17 protein-coding genes are annotated in these 21630 nt (G+C 74.0%); 7 read left to right on the forward strand and 10 right to left on the reverse strand.

Annotation, left to right across the window (positions count from 1 at the left end):
• The first annotated feature begins 30 nt into the window (after window positions 1-30).
• The 3 genes from E4099_RS11290 (at window position 31) to E4099_RS11300 (ending at window position 6583) form a co-directional block, all read left to right on the forward strand.
• Window positions 31-3306, forward strand: a complete 3276-nt coding sequence (locus E4099_RS11290; RefSeq protein WP_135338864.1) for an SDR family NAD(P)-dependent oxidoreductase — start codon at window positions 31-33, stop codon at window positions 3304-3306.
• 105 nt (window positions 3307-3411) lie between these two features.
• Window positions 3412-4161, forward strand: a complete 750-nt coding sequence (locus tag E4099_RS11295; RefSeq protein WP_135338865.1) for a thioesterase II family protein — start codon at window positions 3412-3414, stop codon at window positions 4159-4161.
• A gap of 169 nt (window positions 4162-4330) precedes the next feature.
• Window positions 4331-6583: a HelD family protein gene (locus E4099_RS11300; RefSeq protein ID WP_135338866.1), complete on the forward strand. Its 2253-nt coding sequence runs from the start codon at window positions 4331-4333 to the stop codon at window positions 6581-6583.
• 500 nt (window positions 6584-7083) lie between these two features.
• On the opposite strand, the gene E4099_RS11305 is transcribed toward E4099_RS11300, so the two are convergent.
• The 3 genes from E4099_RS11305 to E4099_RS11315 form a co-directional block, all read right to left on the reverse strand.
• The gene (locus E4099_RS11305) at window positions 7084-7569 is read right to left on the reverse strand and encodes a hypothetical protein (protein WP_209446589.1); all 486 of its coding nucleotides are present in this window, start codon (window positions 7567-7569) and stop codon (window positions 7084-7086) included.
• Window positions 7570-7955: 386 nt separating this feature from the next.
• Entirely contained in the window at window positions 7956-8462 is a 507-nt protein-coding gene (locus E4099_RS11310; protein ID WP_135338867.1) for a GNAT family N-acetyltransferase, read from the reverse strand.
• Between the two features lie 375 nt (window positions 8463-8837).
• On the reverse strand, window positions 8838-10121 hold the full coding sequence (locus tag E4099_RS11315; protein ID WP_245244774.1) for an MFS transporter: 1284 nt from the start codon (window positions 10119-10121) through the stop codon (window positions 8838-8840).
• 96 nt (window positions 10122-10217) lie between these two features.
• Between E4099_RS11315 and E4099_RS11320 the strand changes: the two genes are divergently transcribed.
• Both E4099_RS11320 and E4099_RS11325 read left to right on the forward strand, forming a co-directional pair.
• A complete protein-coding gene (locus E4099_RS11320; protein WP_135338869.1) occupies window positions 10218-10670 on the forward strand; it encodes a winged helix-turn-helix transcriptional regulator in 453 nt (150 codons plus the stop codon).
• 374 nt (window positions 10671-11044) lie between these two features.
• Complete coding sequence (locus tag E4099_RS11325) at window positions 11045-11521, forward strand: SRPBCC family protein (RefSeq protein WP_135338878.1); 477 nt, start codon at window positions 11045-11047, stop codon at window positions 11519-11521.
• A 103-nt stretch (window positions 11522-11624) separates the two neighbouring features.
• On the opposite strand, the gene E4099_RS11330 is transcribed toward E4099_RS11325, so the two are convergent.
• Window positions 11625-12605: an alpha/beta fold hydrolase gene (locus tag E4099_RS11330; protein WP_135338870.1), complete on the reverse strand. Its 981-nt coding sequence runs from the start codon at window positions 12603-12605 to the stop codon at window positions 11625-11627.
• A 463-nt stretch (window positions 12606-13068) separates the two neighbouring features.
• Between E4099_RS11330 and E4099_RS11335 the strand changes: the two genes are divergently transcribed.
• Entirely contained in the window at window positions 13069-13578 is a 510-nt protein-coding gene (locus E4099_RS11335) for a GNAT family N-acetyltransferase (RefSeq protein ID WP_135338871.1), read from the forward strand.
• Between the two features lie 189 nt (window positions 13579-13767).
• Here the strand turns inward: E4099_RS11335 and E4099_RS11340 are convergent, their stop codons facing one another.
• The 5 genes from E4099_RS11340 to E4099_RS11360 form a co-directional block, all read right to left on the reverse strand.
• Complete coding sequence (locus tag E4099_RS11340) at window positions 13768-14985, reverse strand: MFS transporter (protein WP_135338872.1); 1218 nt, start codon at window positions 14983-14985, stop codon at window positions 13768-13770.
• Window positions 14982-15329, reverse strand: a complete 348-nt coding sequence (locus tag E4099_RS11345) for an ArsR/SmtB family transcription factor (RefSeq protein WP_135338873.1) — start codon at window positions 15327-15329, stop codon at window positions 14982-14984. Before E4099_RS11345 ends, E4099_RS11340 begins: the two co-directional genes overlap by 4 nt.
• Before the next feature lie 188 nt (window positions 15330-15517).
• Window positions 15518-16210: an RraA family protein gene (locus tag E4099_RS11350; protein WP_135338874.1), complete on the reverse strand. Its 693-nt coding sequence runs from the start codon at window positions 16208-16210 to the stop codon at window positions 15518-15520.
• 215 nt (window positions 16211-16425) lie between these two features.
• Entirely contained in the window at window positions 16426-17796 is a 1371-nt protein-coding gene (locus E4099_RS11355) for an MFS transporter (protein ID WP_135338875.1), read from the reverse strand.
• Between the two features lie 206 nt (window positions 17797-18002).
• On the reverse strand, window positions 18003-18884 hold the full coding sequence (locus tag E4099_RS11360) for a PhzF family phenazine biosynthesis isomerase (protein WP_135338876.1): 882 nt from the start codon (window positions 18882-18884) through the stop codon (window positions 18003-18005).
• A gap of 92 nt (window positions 18885-18976) precedes the next feature.
• Here E4099_RS11360 and E4099_RS11365 point away from each other — a divergent pair, with 92 nt between their 5' ends.
• On the forward strand, window positions 18977-19882 hold the full coding sequence (locus E4099_RS11365) for a LysR family transcriptional regulator (RefSeq protein ID WP_135338877.1): 906 nt from the start codon (window positions 18977-18979) through the stop codon (window positions 19880-19882).
• Here E4099_RS11365 and E4099_RS11370 read toward each other — a convergent pair.
• Window positions 19876-21420 carry a N,N-dimethylformamidase beta subunit family domain-containing protein gene (locus E4099_RS11370; protein WP_245244775.1) on the reverse strand — a complete coding sequence of 515 codons (1545 nt, stop codon included), beginning with the start codon at window positions 21418-21420 and terminating at the stop codon, window positions 19876-19878. The genes E4099_RS11365 and E4099_RS11370 overlap by 7 nt on opposite strands.
• Between the last annotated feature and the right edge of the window lie 210 nt (window positions 21421-21630).

A 21630-nucleotide genomic window follows, 5' to 3' on the forward strand; every position in this document is an offset into this window, starting at 1 on the left:
CCGCCACCCCCCGCCCCGGCCGGCGGTACCGTGACCGGGCTTCCCGAGGAGGCCGATCCGTTCGCCGCCGGGCTGCCGCTGCGTCCGGTGGGCGTCCGGGGGCGGATCTCCCCGAACGGGCGCCTGGCGGCCGGGGACGCGGCCGGGGACGGCGCGGTGCTGGGCGGGCAGTGGGTGGACCCGGCCGGTGTGGAACGGGCGTTGCTGGAGCTGGATCAGGTGCGGGACTGCCGGGTGGTGGCCCGACGCCGCACGGACGGCGCCCTCGCGCTGGTGGCCTACGTCGTCCCGTGCGACGCGGTAGGCCTCGAACGGCTCACCGATGCCGCGCAGCAGGCGCTGCCGGCCGGGGCCCCCAGGCTGAACGTGGTGCCGCTCTCCGTGCTGCCGCGCACCGCCACCGGTGCCGTCGACCTCACCGCCCTGCGCCGGCTGCCCGTGCCGGACGAGGAGTCGGCCGCCGTCTGGGAGCGGCGGCTGGTCGCCGAGGGGGCGGTGGAGGCGGTCGCGGTGCCGGCCAAGAACCCGCCCCCCGCGGCCGGGCGGATCCGCCTCGGGGTACGCGGCCCGGGCACCGGTGCCGGTCGGGCACCGAGCGTGCGGCGGCCCTGCACCCCGCCGGACGGCGATCCGCCCAAGCCGTACCCGGACACCCCGCCGGACGGCGATCCGCGCGAGCCGTATCCGGACACCGTGCCCAACTGGTTCCACCGCCCCGTATGGCAGCCCGCCGAGGCTCCGCGCACCCTGCCGGCGGCCCGGGATCGGGCGTGCACCGTGGTGCTGGCCGATCCCGGTGGGGTGTTGGCGAGCCGGGTGGCCGCGCTGGTCCGGGCGGCCGGCGGCCGATGCGCCGTCCTCCCCGCGGGCGTCGCCGGGCAGGAGGTGGTGAACCGCGCCGACCGGGTGCTGGACCTGGGGCTGTTCGGCTCACCGGACCGGGGTCCGGAGCCCTTGGACGCGCTGGTCTCGCTGCTGCGCGGGCAGGCCGCGGTACGCGCGGGCGCCGGCCGCCCGCTGGTGCTGGACGTGGTGGCCGCCGAAAGCCGGGCGGGGCTCGGCGGCGCTCCCGACCCCGGGCGGGCGGCGGCCGTCGCGGTCCTCAAGAGCGCGGTGCGGGAGCTGCCCTGGCTGTCCGGCCGCTGGATCGACGCGGACCCGGCGGACGATCCGGAGGGGATCGCGCGACTGCTGCGGGCGGAGGGCTGCGGCCCGGTCACCGACCTGGACATCGCCTACCGCGGCGGGGTCCGCCGAGTGCTGCGGTGGGAGCGGCTGCCGCCGCCCACGGCCGAGTCGGCGCTGCGCCCCGGTGGGCACTATCTGATCACCGGTGGTCCGGGTGGGCCGGCCGCCAGGACCGCGCGCTATCTGCTGGAGGTCTACCGGGCCTCGGTCACCCTGGTGGGGCGGGTCTGCCCGGCCGAGGCCCCGGACCGGGTGGCGGCCGTGCTGGATCGGCTGCGTCCGCTGGGCGAGGTGCGGTATCTGACCGCCGATGTCACCGATCGGGTGGCGGTCCACCGGGTGCTGCGTACGGCCCGGGCGCAGCACAGGGCGCTCGACGGCGTACTGCATCTGGCGGGTGTGGTGGAGGAACGGCCGCTGCTCCAGGCCGATGCCGGCCACTGGGAGCGGGTACTCGCGGCGAAGACGGTGGGCGCCGAGCACCTGCTGGACGCGCTCGCCGATCAGCGCGACGTCCTGTTCGTCGCCCACTCCGCACTCCACGGCACCTTCGGCGGCCGGCACGCGGCGGCCCACGCCGCCGCCTGCGCCCGGTTGGACGCTCTCACCGTGCGGCGTTGGGCGGCCGGGATGCGGGTGCAGAGCCTCGCGTGGAGCGGATGGGACGCACCGGCCACCGGTGCCGAGCGGTCCGGCCCGCCCCGTGGCCACGCCCCGCTGAGCGCACGGGAGGCGGTGTGCTCCCTCGATCTGGCCCTGCGGCACCCGGAGCCGCACCTGCTGGTCGGCCTCGATCCGCGAACGCCCTGGGTGGGCGGCCTGACCACCGGACCGGCCCGCCCGCTGCACCGGCTGACCGCCCATCTGGTGCCCGGGCCGCGGTGGTCCGGCGGCCGGGCGGCGGATCCGCCCGCGGACGCGTTCGGCACCCCCATCCCGGGGGTCCGAGTGCACCACACCTCGCTGCCGCGCACCGCCGACGGCGCCCCGGACCGTGCTCTGCTGGCGGGCCGGGCCCCGGCCGACGCACCCGTCGAGTCGGCCGAGCCGCCGACCGGTGCCACCGAGCGTGCGCTGGCCGAGTTGTGGTGCGCCCTGCTGGACGTGGGCCGGATCGGCCGGCACGAGGACTTCTTCGCGCTGGGTGGCACCTCGTCGCTGGCCGTCCGGCTGGCGGACCGCATCCGTACCGTCCTGGGTCGCGAGATCCAGGCGGCCGACCTCCGCGCGCGGCCCACCATCGCCGCTCTGGCCGCCCATCTCGACCAGGGCGCCGGCGCCGAGTTGTTCGCCTTCCACCTGCCGCTGCGGCCGGCCGGAAGCGGCGCCCCGCTCTTCTGCGTCCACCCTGGTGGGGGTACCGCCTGGCCGTACGCGCCGTTGCTGCGGTACCTGGACCCGCACATTCCGGTGCACGGCATCCAGGCCCGGGGGCTCAGCACCCCCGCGCATATGCCCGCCGCCATCGAGGACTTCGCCGACGACTACGCGCGGGAGATCCGCGCGCTGCGCCCGCACGGCCCGTACGCCCTGCTCGGCTGGTCCATGGGCGGTTTCGTGGCGCATGCCGTGGCCACCCGGCTGCAGCGCGCCGGGGAGCACATCGCGCTCCTGGCCATCCTGGACAGCTACCCGTTCCGCGACGCCGACGTCGCCACCCTGCCCGCCGCCCATGAGCTGGAGGGCCAGTTGCTCGGTCTGCTGCTGGACGGGGCGGGTGTGGCCCGGGCCCGGGACGCGGACCCACCGGACCGGAGCACCGCGGTGGCGGCCCTGCGCGGCAGCGGCAGTGTGCTGGGCGAGATGGACGAGGCCGGGCTCGGCCGCATGGTGGAGGTGATGCGGCACAACACCCGGCTGCTCATCGGTCACACACCGGGCGTCGTGGACGGGGACCTGCTGCTGGTGACCGCCGACCGCAGCTACCCCGTGGACGCGCCGCCGCCCGCCGAACGCTGGCGGCCGCATGTCAGCGGCCGGGTGATCCAGCGGCACCTGGACTGCACCCACCAGGAGATGCTCCGACCCGAACACCTGCCGCACCTCGCCTCGGCCCTGAACGCCGCTCTGGCACCGACGAAAGGACTCCGCCACCGTGATGGCACCCCACAGCCCTGACCGGATCCCCGCTGACGCGCGGGCCGCCGAACCCGCGGTGCCGGGCGCTCGGGCGGCCGCCGGTGTCTCGCGCGCCCCTCGGCCGACGGGTGGGGAGGGGCCGCGATGAGGGCCGACCCGGTGATCCGTCCCCGACCGGTGGAGCGGCCGGCGCTGCGGTTGTTCGTCCTGCACCATGCCGGGGGCACGCATGTCCTCTACCGCTCCTGGGCCGCCCTGCTGCCGGCCGACTGGGAGCTGTGCCTGCTGGACGCGCCGGGCCGGCCGGCCCGCCCCGGGGTGCCCTGCGGTACGGCCGCCGAGCTGGCCGAGGTGCACCTGGCCGACATCGGGCCGTGGACCGACCGGCCGTACGCGCTGTTCGGCCACAGCATGGGCGCCATCGCCGCCTTCGAGCTGGCCCTGGCGCTCCGTGAGCGCGGTCTGGCGCCGCCGCGGTGGTTGGGGCTCTCGGCGGTCAGCCCGCCCGAGCACCATCCGCGCGCCGAGCCCCGGTACGCCCTGCCGGACGCCCAGTTGCGGAAGGCGGTGGGCCAGATGGGCGGCACCACGCCGGAGGTGCTGGCGGATCCGGAGCTGTGGAGGCTGGCCGAGCCGGTGCTCCGGGCCGATCTGCGGATGGCCGAGTGCTGGCGGCCCCGGCCCGGCGCCGCACCGCTGCCGGTGCCGTTGTCGGTGTTCGCGGCGGACGGCGACCGGGGGGCGCCGCCGGCCCTGATGGGCACCTGGGCCGCGCACAGCACCCGCTTCGCCGGCGTCCACACGCTGCCCGGCGGCCACTTCTACTTCCAGCCCGACCCGGCGGTGCTGGTCGGCCGCATCGTCGCGGCGATCCGCGAGGTGATCGGGGAATAAACCGTGTGCCCCGCCGAACAGCAGAATTGCCCCGGCCAGGTTGACGGCCGGGGCAATTCTGTAGGTATATTGAGCGTTTCCATGTCTCACTTCGGCACGGCATTCAAGCCAGCCGAATGAGGGACATGGGGAAGCTTTCTGTGGACAGAATACCCGGGCTGGAGTCGCATTGTCAAACAAGGAATGGCGTCAGGAGCAGGAATTCATCGACCTGCTCTACAAGCGCCTGGCCGAGCTGCAGGCCGGGGCCGAGTCGGCGATGCGGGAGGCCCTCTCACAGGACGCGGGGACCTTCCAGGCCCGGCTGGAGCGCGATGTCCTGGTGGCGGAGCGATCCGGACTGCTCGCCGCGTTCGCCGCCGGTGAGCGGGGGCTGTGCTTCGGCCGGCTGGCGTTCCAGGACGGCCGCGACCACCACATCGGGCGCATCGGCATCCGGCGCGACGACGCCGAGCGCACCCCGCTGGTCATCGACTGGCGGGCCGCGGTGGCCCGCCCGTTCTACCTGGCCACCGGGCACACCCCGATGGGGCTGCGGCGCCGGCGGCACATCACCACCGAGGGCCGGCGGGTCACCGCCCTGCACGACGAGATCCTGGATCTCGCCGACCCCGAGCGCACCGGGCACGAAGGCAATCAGTCCGACGCCGTGCTGCTGGCCGCGCTGGACTCCGCGCGCACCGGCCGGATGCATGACATCGTGCAGACCATCCAGGCCGAACAGGACCGGATCATCCGCGCCCCGCACCGCGGCGTGATGGTCGTCGAGGGCGGACCGGGCACCGGAAAGACCGTGGTGGCACTCCACCGGGCGGCATTTCTACTCTATGAGCACCGGGAGCTGCTGGCCCGGCGCGCGGTGCTGGTCGTCGGCCCCAATCCGACATTCCTCAGCTATATCGCCGAGGTACTTCCCTCGCTGGGCGAGACGGGCGTACTGCTCGCCACCCCCGGCGAGCTCTTCCCCGGTGTACGGGCCACCGGCACCGACACGCCCCGGGCCGCCGAGGTCAAAGGCCGGGCCGCGATGGCGGAGGCGTTGGCCCGCTTCGTACGGGACCGGCAGGCGCTGCCCGAACCGGCACTGGTGATCGACCACGAGGACGGGGAGCTGGTGCTGGACGCGGAGATCGCGGCCGCGGCGCGGCGCCGGGCCCGGGAGTCCGGGCTGCCGCACAACCTGGCCCGTCCGCACTTCGCCTTCGCGGTGCTCGACGCCCTGGCCGCGCAGCTGGCCGACCGGATCGGCGCCGACCCGTACGGCGGTCCGAACCTGCTGGGCCCGGACGACATCGCCCAGCTCGCCAAGGGGATCGCGGACAACCGCGCGGTGCACGCGGCCATCTCGGAGCTGTGGCCGGCCCTCACCCCTCAGCAGTTGGTCGCCGACTTCCTCGCCGATCCGGTGCACCTCCCGGAGGAGGACGCCGCCGCGATCCGCCGCACCGGCGGGCCCTGGACGGTCGCGGACATTCCGCTGCTGGACGAGGCCGCCGAACTGCTCGGTGAGGACGACTCGGAGGCCCAGGCCCGGGCCGAGGCCGAGCGCCAGCAGCGGATCGCCTACGCGCAGGGGGTGCTGGACCTCTCCTACGGCTCCCGGACCCAGGAGTTCGAGGACCGCGAGGACGAGGACTCGGAGGTGCTGGCCGCCCACGACCTGGTGGACGCCGAGCGGCTCGCCGACCGGCACGAGGAGGTCGACCACCGCAGCGCGGCCGAGCGCGCCGCAGCCGACCGCACCTGGGCGTTCGGCCATGTCATCGTGGACGAGGCGCAGGAGTTGTCCGCCATGGCGTGGCGGCTGCTGATGCGCCGCTGCCCGACCCGCTCGATGACCCTGGTCGGCGATCCGGCCCAGGCCTCGGAACCGGGTGCCTGCGGCGGGTGGGAGGCCATCCTCGAGCCCTATGTGGGCGACCGCTGGGAGCACATCAGGCTGGCGGTCAACTACCGCACCCCCGCCCGGCTGATGGAGCTGGCGACCCGGGTGGCCCGCTCCGCGGACCCCGCCTTCACTCCCCCGCGCTCGGTCCGCTCCACCGAAGCCCGCCCCTGGGTGCTGCGCACCGGCGACCTGGCGGGCGCCGTCGCCCAGGCCGTGGCGCGGGAGACCCTGGAGCAGGGCCGGCTGGCGGTCATCGCGCCGCTGGCCCACCACCCGGCTCTGGCCGCTGCCCTGCCGGAGGCTTCCGCGGGGGCCTCCCCCGACCTGACCAGCCCGGTGGTGCTGCTCACCCCCCGGCAGGCCAAGGGGCTGGAGTTCGACTCGGTGATCCTGGCCGAGCCGGCGGAGTTCGGGACGGCGGATCTGTACGTGGCCCTCACTCGGGCGACCCAGCGGCTGGGCGTGGTGCACACCGGCGAACTGCCCGCGGGGATGACGGACCTGTCCGAGGCTCCTGAGGCCGCGGCCGGGTAACCGGATCCCCGGGCGCCGGGCCTGGTCCGTCCGGCTGTCGATGGACTCGCCTTCCGCCGTCGAGTTCACCGGCAGCCGGGCCGCGCGGACCGAACGGGTCGACCTCCCGTTCGGCCGTGCCCCGCTCGGGTTGCCGCGGCGGCCCGCCGCACGTACCGACCCCGCCGGCGGCCCGTCAGGCCAGGGGCTCCGGGGCAGCGCGCCGAGAGGTCCTGCGGTCGATCGGCACCCTGAGCCCGCCAGACACCAGCCCCGTGCCCCGGCGGCCACGGCCGCCACCGGTACCAGGAGCACCTGCCAGCCCGGGAGGGTGGCGTCGGCCGCCCGCTCGGCATCGAGGTTCGCCCGCAGCACCGCGGCGAAGGCGGACCCGAGGAACACCGCCGTGCCGCACCCGACCGCGGCCATCGCCCGCTGGGCCTGCGGAGCCGTCCGGCTGGCGGATAGGGGGTGCCGGAGCGCGAAGCACCACAGGCGGGCTCCCGGGGGTCACATCCGGCTCAGCCGCCCGACCACGACGTGCACTTGGTCACTCCACCGTGACGGCCGCAAGCCCGCATGGCCCGCCCGGACATGGAGTTGTTGGCCCTGGTGAGCGCGTCGTCGCCGGAGCGCACCTTGTACGGCCCGCACACATGCCAGTTGCGGCGCCCGTCGTCCGACCAGTCGAGCCACACCGGGTCGCCCCTGCGCGCCTGGCGGATCCTGGCCCACTCCAAGGTGGTCGATGCCGTGGCGCCGCTCCTCAGCTCCACGACGGCCGACCCGATCTTCACCTTTCGCAGCGTCACCGGCGGGCTGAGGTAGCTCTGATGGGCGCTGACGTTCAGTCCGCAACTGTGGTTGATGACGCCGTACGGCGCCGCGACGTCGGCGGATTCCGGACCGCCGCCGGCGATCCGGCCGGTGGTCGCAACGGCCTCCGGCGCGGCCACCAGGGCCGCGGCGGCCGCAAGGGCGCCGAGGGAGAAGGCAATACGATTCACGGCTCCGACCCTTTCCGTGGCGACAGCGGCGCGGCCGCCACGCTTCGAGAGCAATGCCCCGTCAAGGGTCCGACGCGCCCCAGGAGAAGTGGCAGTGCGTGACTGGAGAGTGGCCTCGCAGCACCGGGTCGCGCGATCGCCGACCTCAGGAGACCGAGAGCCGCCCGATTCGGTCCGGGTGGGAACTCGGCGCAGGGCGGCTGGCGGAGGCCCGCGGGTCGGCGCGCTGTCGACCGCACTCGCCATGCCGACGTGAAGCACCCTCGGGCTCGTTGGAACCGCCGCCCGGCAGCAGCGCCCCGAACCGGCGAGGCCCGCCACCGGACAGGGTGGAGGTCCGGCGGCGCCGGGGCTGGGCGGGGGCGATGCCCCCGCCCAGCGGGCGGTCAGATGCCGAACGGTGCGGCGTAGTGGACGGTGCCGCCGGGCAGCGGGTGATCGGTGTCGAGGGTGAGAGCCATCAGGGCCTCGTCCGGGACGTCGATGGTCAGGCCGATGCCGTAAGCGGATGCCCGACTGAAGCCGAACCGCGGGTAGTACGTCGGGTGCCCGAGGACGACGACGTAGTGCTCGCCCATGCGCTTGGCCGCCGCCAGGGCGGCGCGGACGACCGCGGTGCCGACGCCGTTGCCGTGCTGCTCGGGTCGGACGGCCACCGGCCCCAGGCACAGGGCGGGCGTCTCACCGATGTGGCAGCGCGTCAGCAGCGCGTAGCCGGCGGGGGATTCGCTCTCGTCCAGGGAGACGAGGGACAGGCCCTCGATCCAGGCGGAGTCGGCGCGCAGCGCGTCGACCAGGTCAGCCTCCTGGGAGGTCTCGAATGCGGCGAGGTTGATGTCGCGGATGGCGGGGATGTCGGCGCTGGTCTCAGCGCGCGTGATCCAGTTGCGCATGATGGATGAGGATCCGTTTCATGGTGATGTTCGTGTGGACGCCTCGCGAGCTCACGCTCCCAGCGAGGGCGGACAGGATGAGATCAGGCCACGGCCCGGGACGTGAGGGAGACCTGGGCGCGACACAGGGTGGCCCTGAGCGCGGTCATCAACCCCACCTCCTCGTCTTCCGTACGTCCTTCACGCGAACACACGCCAGCGTACATGAACGTGTGTCGACACACCGGCCCGCGAGCACGACTCCGGGCGTTCTCTTCGCCCTCCTCGAACCCCGGATACCGAGGCCGCCCGCACGCGGCGGGTTGACCGCCGTCCGGGCCGCTCGCCTTCCGCCCTGGCGTGGCGTGCGCGTCACTCGGCGTTCCGTCAGGGCGCTCAGGGTGTGTCGCAGGAGGCCGCCCCGGGGACGACGGGGTCCGGGGTGCTGTGCCGGGTGAACGCCCACAGCGCGAGACCCAGGCAGCTGAACGCGGCACCCAGGGCGCATACTGCGCCCCAGCCGGCCACCGTGTAGAGGGAGGTCGCGGCGATGGCACCGGTGGCGCTGCCGATCGAGTAGAAGACCATGTATCCGCCGATCAGCCGACTGCCCGCGTCCGGGTGGAGCGCGTAGATCAGGGTCTGGTTGGTGACATGGACCGCCTGCACGGCGAGGTCGAGAAGGATCACGCCGAGGACCAGGGCCCAGAGCGAGTCGCGGGTGAAGGACAGGGGCAGCCAGGAGGCGGTGAGCAGTGCCAGGGCGATGCCCGTGGTCCGGCGGGAGAGTCCGCGGTCGTTCAGGCGGCCCGCCGCGGTCGCGGCGAGGGCGCCGGCCACACCGACCAGTCCCAGCGCCCCGATCGCGCTGTGGGACAGGAAGTACGGGGCCTCGCTGAGCGGCAGGGCCACGCTGCTCCACAGGGTGCTGAAGGCGGCGAAGACCAGCAGACCGAACAGGGCCCGGATCCGGAGCAGCGGTTCCCGCGCGAACAGGGTGATCGTGGAGCGAAGGAGTCGTCCGTAGCGCAGGGTCGCGGGAGGGGTGTCGCCGTGGCGCGGCAGCACGCGGTGCAGGACCAGGGCGAGCAGGGCGGTGAGCGACGCGGAGGCGAGGTAGACGGAGCGCCAGCCCGCGAGGTCGGCCAGCAGGCCGGACACGGTGCGGGCGAGCAGGATTCCGGTGACCACGCCACTGGTGACCAGGCCGACGACTCGTCCGCGCCCGGCCGGAGGGGCCAGTGACGCCGCGAAGGCCACCAGTGTCTGGGTGACGACCGCGAGAAGCCCCGTCGCGGCCATGCCCAGGAGCAGCATCGCCGCCGTAGGGGCCGCCGCCACCACGGCCAGCGCCAGCACCAGGAGCAGCAGCTGGACCACGATGAGCCGTCTGCGGTCGACCATGTCCCCCAGCGGCACCAGGAAGAAGAGTCCCAGGCCGTATCCGACATGCGTGAGGGTGACCACGCCGCCGACCAGTGACGGGCTCATGGAGAGGTCGTGGCCCATGGTCACCAGGAGTGGCTGGGAGAAGTAGACGTTGGCCACCGCCGCCCCGCAGGCGACGGCGAACAGCATGACGACGCCACGGGACAGGACGAACGAGGGATCCGCCAAGGCTTCTCCGCTGCGGTCCGCGGTCCTTCGTGACACAGCCCCACCGCTGCCGGACATCAGCACCCTCCCAAGAATCTGGTTTCAACTTGCCACTGATGGCATGGCCGACCGTAGACTTTTTGGTAGCATGTTGCAACTAAATTGAGAGGGAGGGACGCCATGGTGAGCAGGACCCGCTTCGACGACAGCGACTGCCCCGTCGCCCGGTCGGTGGACGCGATCGGCGACTGGTGGTCCCTGCTGATCGTGCGGGACGCCTTCGACGGAAGCCGGCGCTTCGGGGAGTTCCAGCGCAGCCTCGGCGTGGCCAAGAACATCCTCACCGCGCGCCTGCGCACCCTGGTCGCCGGCGGGGTCCTGGAATCCGTCCCCGCCTCGGACGGCAGCGCCTACCGCGAGTACGTGCTGACGCCCAAGGGCAGAGCACTCTTCCCCGTCATCGTGGCCCTGCGGCAGTGGGGCGAGCAGAACTTCTTCGACCCCGGCGAGCCGCACTCACAGCTGGTCGACCGCCGCCACGGGCACCGCCTGCGGGCACTGGAAGTGCTGTCCGCGGACGGCCGGCGACTGGACCCCGACGACACCGTGGTCCGCAAGGTCTCCCCGCAGTGAACCGAGGAACGGGCCGAGGGGTGCGGCGCGTGCCGGGGAAGCCTCCGAGGCCACCAGCCGGTCGTCTCATCGCGTAGTGCCTGCGCCGGCCGGGGCCCGCGGGACAGGCCGTCAGCCCCGAAGGCGCGATGGCCCCGACACCCGGTTGGACGAGCGCGCCACTCGGTGCCCGCCGGAAAGACCGTGCCGCTCGGTGCCGTGATCGCGGCCGGCGGCCCCGCTGTGGGCGGGGCCCGCACTCCCCGTCGCCGAGGGTGCCGGAGGTGCGCGGCGCGGCTAGTGTCGAGGAGCACGCCGAGCCGGCGAGGAGGCTCACGCCTGGCAGTGTGGTGGTCGGGCGCCGGTCCCGGCGGACGGAAGGGAGCGTGGTCGATCTGGCCCGGAACCGCCGGTTGATCCTGAGTTCGCCGTCCCGGGTCTGGGGCTTGCTGGCGGACGGCCATCGCTATGGGGAGTGGGTCTCGGGAACACAGCGCGTCCTGGCCGCGGATCCCCACTGGCCGGAGGTGGGTGCCCGCCTACAGGTCCGCGTCGGGCTCGGCCCTCTGGTCCTCGACGACACCTGCGTGGTGCGCATCTGCGACCCGCTGCGCCGCCTGGAACTGGAGGCCAAGGCGGACCACTTCGGCGCGGCCCGTATCGCCATGAATGTGATCCCCTGGGGCGAGAACACCCTTCTCGTTCTCGAATGGCACCCCCTGCGGGGTCCCGGCATCCGGATGCACGGGCTGCCGGTGGACTACATCGTCTCCATCCGCAACGGCATGATGCTGACCAAACTGGCCCGGATCGCGCTCCGCGAACGCCAGGAGAGCGCCGCCGGCGAGCCGCGGAGCCCCCGAAGCGGGTGAGCGACGGGCTGGTGGTCCGGGCCCCCGGCCTTGTGTGCGCTCTCGGCCGGCGCGGTGGGTCGGTTCTCCGCGTGCTCCGGAGGCGGAGTGATCCGTCGTGTCCTCAGCGGGGCAGCGCGGCCAGCCAGTCGGTGAGGATTCGGTTCACCTGGGCGGGGCGTTCCTGCTGGATCCAGTGGCCGCAGCCGTCGAGGATGTGGGAGGCGACCAGCCCTGGAAGCGTCACCGGGTAGGCGTCGATCGCCTCGGCCAGCCAGGTGGTGGAGGCGTCCATGCCACCGCCGATGAACACCGAGGGCTGGGTGAGCGGGGCGCCCTCGAAGGCGGCCAGGTCCTCCCAGTCGCGGTCCATGTTGCGGTAGCGGTTCAGCGCGCCGGTCAGACCGGTGCGTTCGAACTCGGCGGCGTAGAAGTCGAGATCCCGCTCGCCGAGCCAGCCGGGCGTCCGTCCGCTGGGAAACCGGTCGCGCAGGGTCCCGCCCCTGCTGACGAAGTGCGGGTCCGGGGCGCCGGCCGCGGGCATGGTGTCGGCGGACAGTGCCGCGTAGAAGCCCGCGAGCCAGCCCCGTACGTCCGGCTCGATCTCGGCCTCGGCGCGGCCGGGTTCCTGGAAGTAGGAGACGTAGAACTCCTCATCGCCGCCCATCTGGGCGAAGGCGCTGCTGGGGCGGGGTCCACCCGGCGGGGTGTAGGGAACGCTCAGCAGTCCCACCGCCCGGAAGACCTCCGGCCTGAGCAGGGCGGAGGTCGCGGCGATGCCGGCGCCCCAGTCATGGCCGATGACCACGGCCGACTCCTCGCCCAGCGCGTGCACCACCGCGACGTTGTCCGCCACCAGGTCGAGCATCCGGTACGCGTCGGTCGCGGCCGGCTTGGAGGAGCGGCCGTAACCGCGGACGTCGATGGCGACCGCCCGGTATCCCGCCGCGGCCAGTGCCGGCAGTTGGTGGCGCCAGGAGTACCAGGACTCCGGGAAGCCGTGGATGAGCAGCACCAGCGGCCCGGTCCCCTGCTCGGCGAGGTGGATCCGGCCTGCCGGTGAGGGGACCGACCGGTGTGTGGTCTGCAAGCCGTGCCGCGTCATACGTCTCCTCCAGGGCCGTCTGCTGTGCGCCGGGACCGACCTCGTCCACCGTTCCGTCGGTTCCGCACCGATCATGCGCAGGACCCGGTCAAGTGGGCGAGTCCGTTTGCCGGTTCGGCAAACCCTGGTGACCGGCCTTCGGCGGCGGTGCCGACGCGGCCGCGGGATTCCCGTCGGGCACTCACCGGGCGGTCGCTTCGCTTGCACTGGCCAGGGCCCCGAGGCATCGGCCCCGCGGGCGGTCGCCGTCCTGGCCGCCGGCTCCCGCGTCGTGGCAGAGACCGGATGAGCCTCTTCCGCCTGGGGCCTGTTACAAGGAGTACGGGGGTTCACCGGCGCGGACGGCACACCACCGGGCTTCGCCGCTCCACTGGGCCGAGAGCCGGAAGGGCGGTACGCGCCCCTCGCGGACCCGCCCACCCCGTGCACGCACCAGGCAATCCCACCCAGGAAGAGGAGTCCCATGCCGGAGGTTTCCCTACGCCCCGCAGCCGCCGCCGACCGTGCCCTGGTGGAGCGGTTGTGGCTGATGTTCCATCATGACCTGTCGGAGTTCCGCGGCGGCCTTCCGGACGCCGACGGGACCTTCCACGGCGATCAGCCCGGTCGCGTTCTCACCGACGCCGACTGGGCGGCCTACCTGCTGGTGCTGGGCACGAGCCCGGCCGGGCTGGTGCTGGTCCGGGGGCTGACCGGCCCCACGCGGGTGCTCAACGCCTTCTTCGTCGTGCGCGGGGCCCGGCGAGGAGGGGTAGGGCTGGACGCCGTGCGGCAGGTGGTGGCCAGGCACCCGGGCCCCTGGGAGATCCCGTTCCAGGACGCCAACGTGGCGGCGGTCCACTTCTGGCGCCGGGTCGCCCGGGAGATCGCCGGGGACGCGTGGGCGGAGGAGCGCAGGGCGGTGCCGCACCGCCCGGATCTGCCGCCCGATGTGTGGATCTCCTTCGACACGCCGCCGGCGCAGGCTAGTTGAACGCGGCGCGGTCCGGCTCCCTGGGGGCCGGCCCGCGCCCGGAACCACCGGGACCAGGTCATCCGCGCCAGGTCACGCGCGCGCCGACGCCCTTCCCGGGACCGGGGCGGCGGTGTGCGACGTGCTCGCCCCGGCAGCCGTCGACGCCGATCCGCCCCGGGCGGTGCGACGCGGTCCGCGGCTGGGCCGCTACGGGCAGCACGACTCGGTCGGCGTGTGCTGTGCCGACGGTGTCCGCGGGGTGAGGGCGTCAGGCGTGGCGGCGGATGCGGACCGAGGTGTCAGCCGGGCGACCAGCACGGCGAGCACCACGCCGCCCGCGACCGCCAGTGCGGCCCATCCCGGCAGTGCGTCGGCGCTGACGCCTCCGGCGAGCAGGGCGCTGCCCAGGGCCGATCCCGCGGCGGAGCCCAGGTACATCGCGGCCATCTGGAAGGCGACGATGGGCATGGCCTGCTCGATGCGGTCCCGGGTGAGTGCCTGTTGCAGGACGGGCACGCTGATCCAGCCGCTCGCGCCCCACACCGCGGTGGCGATCAGCCATGCCGCGGGGTCGTCGACGAGCCAGACGATGAGGAAGGAGGCGAGGAGGAAGGCCGGGACGACGGGCATCAGCCGTCGGGGGCCCAGCGTGTCGAGGGGCTTGCCGATCAGGCCGGAGCCGATGACGCCGCCGATGCCCCAGGCCCAAACGAGCGCGAATCCCCAGCCGTTCAGACCGCTTTCGTCGGCCATCGGCAGCAGGTAGGTGTAGAGACCGAGGCTGGCCACGCCCAGGACGAAGGACAGCGCGATGCCGAGGGCGACGCGTGGGCTCCTGAGTACGGCGCCGCTCCCGGAGCCGCGGGAGGCGGGAAGCTGTGGCAGCGTGCCGGAGCGCAGGGCGAGGGCGAGCATGCTCAGGACACCGATGAGCACGACGAAGCCCATCGTCCCGCGCCACCCCGCCTGTTCGCCGATCAGCATGCCCAGTGGCACGCCGGCGACGGTTCCCGTGGACAGGCCGAAGGTCACCATCGCCATCGCGCGCCCGCGTTCGTGGTCCGCCACGAGGGCTCCGGCCGTCGCCGTGGCGACCGCGGTGAGCACGCCGGCCCCCGCGCCCGCGACGACGCGGGAGGTCAGGAAGACGCCCAGCGACGGTGCCAGCGCGGTGGCGAGGTTGCCGAGGTTGAACGTACCGAGCGCGACCAGCAGCGCGGTACGGGTCGATCTGCCGACCAGGACACGGGAGAGGAACGGTCCCGCAGCCGCGTAGGCAGCGGTGAACGCGGTGACGCCCAGCCCGATCGCACCGGCCGTCGTGGCCAGGGAGTCGGCCATGTCCGGCAGGACACCGGCCAGCACATAGGCGTCGACACCCAGGGAGACCGCGGCGATGACCAGCGGCCAGACCTTCCCGATCACGCGGTATCCCCCTCGGCCCTGGCCGCGCCCTCCTCCTGGTAACCGGCCAGGACCGTCCGCACCAGGCCGGGGAACCGGGCCTCGAGGTCCTCGGCGCGCAGCCTGATCATGCATTTGCGCCCCTGGGCGCGGACGAAGACCACGCCGGACTCACGCAGCAGGCTCGTGTGGTGGGTCAGCGTCGAGCGCGGCAGGTCGGGTCCGAGTTCCAGGCTGTCGACCTCCCCGCGCTCGGTGAGGATGCGGACCATCGTCAGACGCAGGGGCTCGCTGAGCGCGAACAGCACGCGCGGGAGCGCGATCTCATCCGCGTCGGGATGGTGGTACGTGCGGGCGGCAGCCATCACACCACTCCAATCGTTCGGGAATTCTCGCACGAATATAGTGCGGGAATTCCCGAACGATCAACCCTTGGCAGCGCGGTTCCGCAGGGCGTCGTACGGCGGGTGGGCCTGGCGGACGGTCGGCGCCGGTCGCCTGACGGCCGGTCACCGTACGGCGCATGGCCGCACCGCGCCCGCGGGCGGCCGGACTACTCCTCGATGGCACCGCCGACACGCCGCAGATGCCGGCGGAAGGTGTAGGAGGGGTCGGCGGCGCGCCGGGCCAGGTAGTCGTCGAAGTCGGTCTGCCGGCGCAGGGTCTCCCCCGCGCGGATCCGCTCCGCCTGCGCCCGCTCGGTCCGCATGATCCGCCGTGCGGTCGCCAGAACCTCCTCGGCCCGGTCCGCGGGGACGAACAGCACCCCGTCGGGGTCGCCGAAGACCAGGTCCTCGCCGCTCACCAGGTGCGGGCCGAACCGGGCCGACTCCAGTGCCTCCGGCTCCCGTTCGTCCACGCGCACCGGACCGGGCGGATAGCTGCCGTAGCTGAACACCGGGAGGCCGATCTCCACCAACTCCGGGGTGTCCCGGTGCAGTCCCCACACCACCAGGGCCGCGACCGACGCCGCCTGGGCCTCCAGGACGGCCAGGTCGCCGACGCACGCCTCGTCCACTCGGCCGCCGTTGTCGATGACCAGCACATCCCCCGGCTCGGCCTGGGCGAACGCCTCCAAGAACACGTCCACGCTGCCGTAGTGGCGCACCGGCAGCGCGCGTCCGGCGATCCGCGCGCCGGGTACCACCGCGCCGATGCCGGGCGGGGCGGCGCGCAGCGGTACCCCGTTGCGCACACAGGCGTCGGCCACCAGCGGCGTGGACAGTTCGGCGAATGCCTCGAGCATGGCCCTCTCCCTGGCTCGGGTCCGCACCGCGGACGCGGTACGACCGCTGCGAGCGGTGCCGTGATCCTAACGGCGGGTCCGCGGAAGGAGCCGGGCCGCCATCGCCGCGACCGAGCGGTACCGGTTCGGCGACTCCGGTGCCGGGCACCGCTGTTCACTCCGCGCCCGAACGCGCTCGGCCGCGCGGGCCCCGGCCCTTCGGCGGCGCCCGCGGATCACCGCGGCGAGACGTCGGCCGCGCACTCCTCGGCGGCCGTACCGGTCGCTTGGGGCTCGGTCGCCCCGAGGCCCGCGTCCGCCGTACGGCCGTCCACCGGCCCGTACCCCTGGGGCAGATCGCGCCGGCCGCGCATGGGGCTCAGCGCAAGGATCAGCCAGCAGGGCGCCAGCAGACCCGTCATGATCCACATGGTGGGGCGCAGGCCCACCGCATCGCCCAGCCACCCACCGAGCAGGGAACCCAGGGGGATGGTGCTGTGGTTGATCACCATGGTCGTGGCCACCACCCGCCCCAGCAGCCGCGGCGGGCAGTAGGTCTGCCGGAAGCTGCCGAGGACGACGTTGCAGGCGGTGATCCCGGTCCCCACGGTGAACCCGCCGAGCGCGAAGAGCAGCAGCCCGGCGCCCGGTACGGTCAGCGGCAGCAGCAGCGCGAACGGGCCGGTGAACGCCTGCATGGCGAGCATTCCGCGGGCGGTCCCGAAGCGCCGGCCCACGGCACCGGCCAGCAGCGCGCCCAGAACGCCGCCGAGGCTGCCGATCATGATCAGGACACCCACCGTCGCGGGGTTCGCGCCCACCGTGCGGACCAGGAAGACGATCTGCACCGCCTGATACCCCATCAGCGCCAGGTTGGCCACGGCTCCGTAGACCACCATCGGCCGCAGATAGCGGTCGTGGAGGACGAAGCGCAGCCCCTCGCCGATCCGCCGGCGCAGGGTGGTCCGGTCGACGGGGTTCTCCGGAGCCGGTTCGCGGACCCGCAGCAGGGCCAGGCACACCGTGGAGATCAGGAAGGTCACCGCGTCGACCAGCAGCCCGAGGACCGCTCCGAACGCCTGGGCGATCAGACCGGCGGCTCCTCGGCCCAGCACCCGGGTGCCGGCCTCGCTGCCCTGGAGCTTGGCGTTCCCCTCCAGCAGGTCCCGGCCGTCGAGCACCGCGGGCAGGAAGGCGTGGTAGGCCGTGCTGAAGAACACCGAGGCGACGCCGCACGCCAGCGCCACCACCAGCAGGTGGGTGTAGGTCAGCGCGTCGCACCAGGCGGCCACCGGGACGCTGGCGTACAGCAGCGCGGCGGCCAGGTCGCAGGCGATCATGAGTGGGCGCCGCCGCATCCGGTCCACCCAGGCACCCACCGGCAATCCGATGACCAGCCAGGGCAGCCAGACGGCCGCGGCGAGCGCTCCGACCGCGAAGGTGTCCGACTTCAGGACCACCACCGCGATCAACGGCAAGGCCACCGTGGTGATGCTGGTGCCGAGACCGCTGGTGGTCTCGCCCAGCCAGAGCAGGCGGAAGTCCCGCTGCCGGAGCACCCCGAAACGGGGGCGTTCGATCGCCGTGGCGCCATCCGTCGTGTCCATGATCAGGACCCTCTCATGCCACCGGCGGGGGCTTCCGCCCGATTACGCGCCAGGTGGTGGCGGGGGGGCCGCGCGCCAGGGCACGCCCGGCTCACCGGGAACCCCGCCCGTCGGAACGGGCCGCGCGGCGGTGCGCGGCCCCCGACGCAGGCGTCGAGGACCGGTCCGGCAGGCGGGGAGCGCCGGGTACGGGTCCGCCGCCGGGGTCACCCGGCGATGGGCACCGCCTGTCCGGTGACCCGCACGCGGGGGTCGGCCGGGTCCACGTCGACCCGCAGCCGACTGGGGCGGCCCATGTCCTCTCCCTGCCGGATGGTCAGGCTGAAGGGGGCGGTGACCTGGCCGATGGCCCTGAGGTAACCGCCGAGCGCGGCCGCCGCCGCGCCGGTCGCCGGGTCCTCCACCACACCGCCCACCGGGAAGGGGTCGCGCGCGTGGAACAGGTTGTCGGCCTCCCGCCAGACCAGTTGCACGGTGGTCCAGCCGTGCTCGCGCATCACCGCGGCCAGCGCCTCGAAGTCGTAGTCCAGGTCGGCCAGTCGGGCGCGGGTCGCGGTGGCCAGCACCAGGTGTTCGTTGCCCGCGAAGGCGACCTGCGGCGGCAGGGCCGGGTCGAGGTCGGCGTGGTCCCAGCCCAGAGCGCGCAGGGTGGTGTCGAGTTCGCGGTCGGTGGCGGCGCGGGAGCGCGTGGGGACACTGGTCAAGGTGGCGTGCACGGCGCCCGCGGCGTCCACGGTGGTGGTCACCGGGATCTGCCCGGCCCGGGTGTCGAAGACCAGCTCCCCCGGACCGATGCGCTCGGCCAGGGCGACCGCGGTGGCGATGGTCACGTGGCCGCAGAAGGCCACCTCGTCCAGCGGGCTGAAGTAGCGGAGGGCGAAACGCCGGTTCCGCTCGTCGGCGGCGGTGACGAAGGCGGTCTCGGAGTACCCCACCTCGGCGGCCGTGGCCAGCATGGCGGCGTCCTCGAGCCGTGCGGCGTCCAGGACCACACCGGCGGGATTGCCGCCTGTCGGATCGGCGGTGAAGGCGGTGTAGCGGAGGACGTCCGCGGTGGCGGTGGCGGGAGCGGTGTCGGTCGCTGTCATGGCTCCACGATCCCATCGGGGAGCCATCAAGGGAAACGATGGCCTTCGATGATTGCCATCGAGAAACCGAATGGCTCGTTAGAGTGGGCTCCATGGACACCCGGCTGCTGCGCACCTTCCTGACACTGGCGCGGACCGAGAGCTTCACCGCCACGGCCGCCGAACTGCATCTGGCGCAGTCCACGGTGACGGTGCAGATCCGTTCGCTGGAGAGGGAGTTGGGTACCAGGCTGGTCGACCGGCTGCCCCGCGGCGCGCTGCTGACCGACGCGGGCCGCCGGGTGCTGGCGGAAGCGGAGACGGTGTTGGACGCCGAGGCGCGGCTGCGGGTCTCGGCCGCCGCGGACGGCCCGCCGACCGGACAGGTCGTCCTGGGTGCCGGGGAGACCCTGTGCTCGGCCCGGCTGCCCAAGGTGATCGCCGCGCTGCGCCGCAGCTGCCCCGGGGTGGAGGTCGGCCTCCAACCGTCCGACACCGCGGCGGCCCTCGAAGGTCTGCGGACCGGTCGGCTGGACCTGGCGCTGCTGCTGGAGGAGGAGCCCCGGGTGCCGCACGTCGTCACCGAGCACGTCGCCGACGAACCCCTGGTGCTGGTCTGCTCCCCCGAGCACCCGATGGCCCGGCGGGAGGCCCCGGCCCAGTGGCGGGACCTGGCGCCGGAGTCCTTCTTCCTCCATGAGCCCGGCTGCTCGTACAGCGACCGGCTCGCCCAGCGGCTGGCGGAGGTGGGCGAGGCGCGGACCAGGATCACGCGTTTCGGCAGCATCGAGGCCGCCCGGTCCTGCGTCGCCGCCGGACTGGGCCTCACCCTGCTCCCCCGCTCCACCGTCGAGGAGTCCCTGCGCACCGGACGGCTGGCGGTGGTGTCGGGCCCGAGGATCCCGGACGTCCCGGTCCGATTGGCCCGGCACCGGCGCCGCTGGGTCTCACCGGCCGCCCAGGCGGTCGCGGACGAGATCCGCCGGCAGTTGCGGGACGGGGCCGTGGACGATCAGTGATCGGGCCGGTCCCCGTAGAGGGCGCGCGCGTTCTCCCGGGGTCGCGGTCGGGTGCGGGCCGCCGGGCCGGTGGCGAAGGCGCGGAGGAGGTTCTCGGTGGTGCGGGTGGTGAAGGCCGCGGTGCGGGCGTCCATGCCGTGGTTGCGGCCGTTCTCCCGGGTGCCGGCCATCAGTGATTCCACCCAGCGCATGGTGCCGGTCGCGAAGACCCCCGCGCCGCTGGGCACGGTGTAGTACGCGGAATCGCTGTGGCTGCGTCGGCCCCTGCAGCGCAGCGGGGAATGGGCGACGACCTCGATCCGCGGCGGGGTCGGGGCGCTGGGCGTGACCCGGTCGTACTCGACGCCCACCAGATGGTCGAAGGCGTCGCCGCGGCGCACCCCGGTGCCCTCGAAGAGCCAGTGGTCGGCGGCGTGCACCACATAGGGGGCGTCGGTGGGGAACCCCTCGTACAGCACTCCGGTCAGCGCGGACTCCGGGTCGGCCGCGGGGGGCTGGCGGAAGTCGGCCGTCACCAGGGCGGGGTGGCTGCGGATGCAGGGGTCGGCGCCGTGGGAGGTCTTGTAGCAGACCACGGTGCGCTCCGGGCCCGCCTCGCCCGGCTCCAGCCGGATCCGGCGGTAGCAGGTGTTGGCGCCGAGGAAGGCCAGGTTGGTACCGGCGTCGCGGGCCCGGGTCACATGGCGGCGCTGCTGCGGGCTCCAGTACTCGTCGTGCCCCAGGCAGATCAGCGCCGCCGCCCCGTGCAGCACCTCCGGGTCGCGGTGGAGATCCACCCCGGTGGTGTAGGCCAGGGGTATGCCCAGCCGCTCCGCGAGGACCACCGCCGCCCGCTCGTAGACCAGGAACTTCTCGGCTCCGTCGCGGTCGTAGGGCCGGTCGAAGCTGACGGCCAGGGAGCGGTAGGCGTAGGCGCCGCCCCGGCCCTCGTAGAGGCTGTAGCCGCCCCAGGTATTGTACGCCTGCCAGGTCGCCGGGGCGTGCATCAGCACCGTCCGGCCGGCTCCGCGGTCCGAGCGGACCACGAACGGGACATAGCGCTGGTGGCCGCTGTCCGCGTCGAGCCGCAGCAGATACGCGCCCTCCGGCCAGCCGTCCGTCCCGACGGTGAGGGTGGGCCGCCAGTCGGCGCGCACCGTCCGGGTGTCCGGCAGCATCCGCGGGGAGGCCTGGGCACGGCCCGGTACGCGCTCGGAGCGCCACACCAGGCGGGCCTGGGCGCCCCCGTACCAGCCGATACGGAACGCGGAGACCGTGAAGCGTGGCGCGGTGGTGGACACATGGAGCGCGAACTCCTCGCCGGGTCGCACGCTCACCCGGTCGGCGTATCCGGCGATCGCCTCCGGCGGGCCCACCGAGCGGATGCGCCAGTCGGAGGTGCCGGGCAGGTGCCGCTCACCGTCCGGGGCCTGTGTCCCCCCGGCGTCCGGCCGGTGGCGACCGCCGTCCCGTGCGCAGCCGGCGCCACCGGCGCCGATCACCGCGCAGGCCCCGAGGAAGTGCCTGCGCCCCAGCCTGGGCCGCTGTTCCCGGTCCATTCCGCCTCCCAGGCACCGTACGGGACACCGTGTGCGGCGGGCACGCGGTCCCTTCCGGCGCTCGTGCCCTGCGACGATGCTCGCACCGCCGACCGCGGGGCGCCCGGCCACCGGGTCCGTGCGGGGGCCCTCGGACCGGGCCGCGGCGTGGCGGCTCGGGCCCCCGGGACGGTGCGGGCGGGCCCGGCCACTCCTGGGGCGGTGGTGGGC

The organism is Streptomyces palmae (assembly GCF_004684805.1).
Lineage (GTDB): Bacteria > Actinomycetota > Actinomycetes > Streptomycetales > Streptomycetaceae > Streptomyces > Streptomyces palmae.